Annotated in this window: 3 protein-coding genes; 1 reads left to right on the top strand and 2 read right to left on the bottom strand. The window is 39.1% G+C overall.

What is annotated here, in order from left to right:
- Positions 1-77: 77 nt before the first annotated feature.
- Positions 78-860: a TIGR00730 family Rossman fold protein gene (locus tag ACTHJT_RS16900; protein ID WP_440240382.1), complete on the bottom strand. Its 783-nt coding sequence runs from the start codon at positions 858-860 to the stop codon at positions 78-80.
- Positions 861-1,201: 341 nt separating this feature from the next.
- Between ACTHJT_RS16900 and ACTHJT_RS16895 the strand changes: the two genes are divergently transcribed.
- Positions 1,202-1,798, top strand: a complete 597-nt coding sequence (locus tag ACTHJT_RS16895) for a hypothetical protein (protein ID WP_440240380.1) — start codon at positions 1,202-1,204, stop codon at positions 1,796-1,798.
- Positions 1,799-1,841: 43 nt separating this feature from the next.
- On the opposite strand, the gene ACTHJT_RS16890 is transcribed toward ACTHJT_RS16895, so the two are convergent.
- Complete coding sequence (locus tag ACTHJT_RS16890) at positions 1,842-2,927, bottom strand: DUF4421 domain-containing protein (RefSeq protein ID WP_440240378.1); 1,086 nt, start codon at positions 2,925-2,927, stop codon at positions 1,842-1,844.
- Positions 2,928-3,202 lie beyond the last annotated feature (275 nt).

The following is a 3,202-nucleotide window of genomic DNA, read 5'->3' as shown; positions in this document are numbered from 1 at the left end:
AAGAAGTTCTTATCCCGATCCCGATAGCTATCGGGATCGGGATAAGAACTTCTTTTATTATTTTCAGATAGATGATTTTATTCACCGAAGATTAACCAGCGTTTTGGTTTCGTTACTTTTTTCAAACCAAAGGCATCAACGGCATATTTAGTAAGGTGTGCTTCCATTTCATGGATGTCGTCGGTAAATAAGAACAACTCCAGATCTTTCGGTGAAATTGTACCTGCTTCAGCCATGTACTGGATGTGCTTATACAAATGCTTATGATATTCCTTGCCAAACAACACGATTGGGAAACGTTTGATCTTGTTGGTCTGCACAAGTGTAACAGCTTCGAAGAATTCATCTAAAGTACCCATACCACCAGGCATACATACGAATGCATATGAATACTTGCACAACAATACCTTCCGTACGAAGAAGTATTTGATGTTCACGCTCAGGTCCAGCCATGGGTTGGCATATTGTTCCATCGGAAGGATGATGTTACAACCTACAGATTTACCGCCGCCATGCTTGGCACCCCGGTTAGCGGCTTCCATTACGCCAGGACCACCGCCGGTCATGACAGTAAAACCAAGTTTGGCAACCGCCTCACCAACGTCAAACGATTTTTTGTAGAACGGATGGTCTTCCTTGAAACGCGCAGATCCAAAGACAGTCACGCAAGGCCCGGCAAAGTGCAGAACCCTGAAACCAACCAGGAAGTCCCAGATAATATGTAATAAGAATTTAAATTCTTTCCATCTTGATTTTGGCCCCTCTAAAAAAAATCGCTCTTCGTTTTGTTCTTCGGGCATAACGTTGGGATTATTCTCCACTACGTTACGGTGATCTATTTTTGTTTTAAGCCCCAACATATCTTACCCTCTTTAAATTTTTCTAAATTTCCTTTTTTTAATTCTATTATTAATAACGGAGAATTCAAAAATATGTTTTAACATTTGACATTTCCGGATTTTTCCGGGCAGACAGGATGTATGTAATGTTCAGGATTTTAATATTTTAAAGGAACTTTTATGGAATAACAAATACTGACTGAAATACATGGATCAATATGTGGTATAGGGCCTTTCTGAATATTACTTTTTATTTTTTAGTTTGTGTTTTTTCAATTTTAACAAGACTATTCAAAGTAAAATATTCTTTATTGGATATTAATTTTTTAGTATTACATATCTGTTAAGATTTAGAAACTGACATGAGACTATTTATACTTTCAACCACTGTAATACTTTCAACAATTTTTGCCTGTAAGCCTAAGCAGGATGATCCTGCGCCGGCTGCACCTGGCTATGGCATAATCAAAGGCGAGTTGTATTATGTTGATGGCTCAGGCAATGATGTTACGCTTCCTTTTTCATACGATTATTTTTCTGCAGATAGTGTAAATAAATATTTTACAAATGGTGCAGATGGATATTATAAAATCAATCTGGAAAGAGGGCTGAAGAATAATGAAGACAGCTATATAAAATTCTCGCGTTTATACGGAGACAACACAAGTGCCGGGAAACCAATGAGTCCGCTGGAAACAGACTTTAAATTTTCCATGAACAGATTGGTGCAGAACCAACAATTCCGCTTCATCGGGGCTTTTTATTCTGTAGCAGGATCCAGATCGTATTGCACCTTTAAAAACTTTAGTTTTGATACAGAAACTCATAAAATGAGTTTTGATTTTGAAGCATATTTTCATCCGGATGACCTGGATTTTGCTACCCGCTATGATGCTGTTACACCTGCGTCTATGAAAGGAAATGTATCTGTTACAATGGTTGAGAAACCGTGGTTTTAAACCCATGGTCTGTCTGTATTGAAGCGGAGAGCAATGCTACACGTTAAAAATTGTGTATGGTATGCTCAAACTTCGTTTGCAGTTTGGTCATTTTTTTGGATAAACCCCGACCCCATTTAGGTACGTTGATCTTATAGCCTATCTTCAATATTACTTTACCATTGTTGTTGAAGATATTCGTCTGCGGCGCTAAGTGAAAGAGTTCATTATCATACAGCACGCTAAAACCCGCGGTCCATCTTTTGGCATGAAAGCCCGCGCCCGCTTTGGCAAGTACACGATATGACAATGCAAACCGGTTGTCGTGGTCATCTTCAAATGTCATGGATTTATATTGAATGCTGGGTCCAAGTGCCGGAATGATTCCCAGGTAGAAACGTTTACCGATGATCCAGGTGAATCCGTAACCGGGCATGAATGCCACGCTATAGAAGTTGCCTTTTTTAAAAACGGCATCCTGGTTCATTTGGTCCAGCAAAAACTCTGGTATAGAGTCGCTCATGTTAAAGTAGCTGTATGAAAAACTTGTATTCAGAATAAAAGACGATGCGCTGTTTTTCTGCATTTCACCGCCAATCATGGTAGCATTCATGGAATACTTGATGGGGTTGAAGATGCGTAATAAATTTATCGTAAAACGTTTTGTGCTCATATCGAAATAAGGCGTTTTATCCGGAGCTCCGGTGACATCTACATAGCCGTTGTAGTTGCCTAAAAAGTAGCCCAGGTTCTGGCTGTATAAAACATCCAGTCCGTAACGCGGAGTATAAGCCAAAGCCTGCAGGTTGAAGTTCTGATATTTTGATCCTTGTCCGTCGTATTTGTCTTTGCCCAGGTGGGGCGAATACATGGCAATGTTTACAGCAAGCCACTTATGGCTGAAGCCCAGGCCAATATTCAATGGCGCGATCGGAAAATAATAATTATTGATGCCGGGATTGGTAAATAATTTTCCATTGAGATAGCGGGTGCTGAAAATAAAAATGGTCAGTTTTTGCCGTGCGCTTATTACGTAATTTTCTCTTTTGGCGTATAGACTATCTTCTCCGTCAATCGGATTGGGTTTGTCCTGAGCCGCCCCAATCCAGCATATCTGGGTACATAAGAATAAAGAAAGAAGAAGTTTCACCAGGAATAAAATTAAGCCGATTACTATACAATATAGTGAAATCCGTAAAACATGTCCAGCCCTTGTTTATACTGATAAATGTGCAATGGAAGGATAAACAAAAGAACAAACAGAAAGTTTCTTTGACTCAAACCGGTGTTTTACCGGATTAAAACTCTAAATCCTTTTGTATGAGGCTGTAGCAGGCCATTTATTTAGCTGTATCGCATCAATAGTAATCTGTTTGGATACCAATAATTCATTACTTTTTTTGTACTTTTACCTTTCAGAAATTA

It is taken from the genome of Cytophaga sp., assembly GCF_051961495.1.
GTDB lineage: Bacteria > Bacteroidota > Bacteroidia > Cytophagales > Cytophagaceae > Cytophaga.
Note: the sequence above shows the minus strand (reverse complement) of the source record. Positions and strands in the feature narration are given on the sequence as shown.

Bases quoted from the DNA above. Each gene is read 5' to 3' on its own strand.
- ACTHJT_RS16895 (WP_440240380.1), top strand. From the start codon at position 1,202: ATGAGACTATTTATACTTTCAACCACTGTAATACTTTCAACAATTTTT.
- ACTHJT_RS16900 (WP_440240382.1), bottom strand. From the start codon at position 860: ATGTTGGGGCTTAAAACAAAAATAGATCACCGTAACGTAGTGGAGAAT.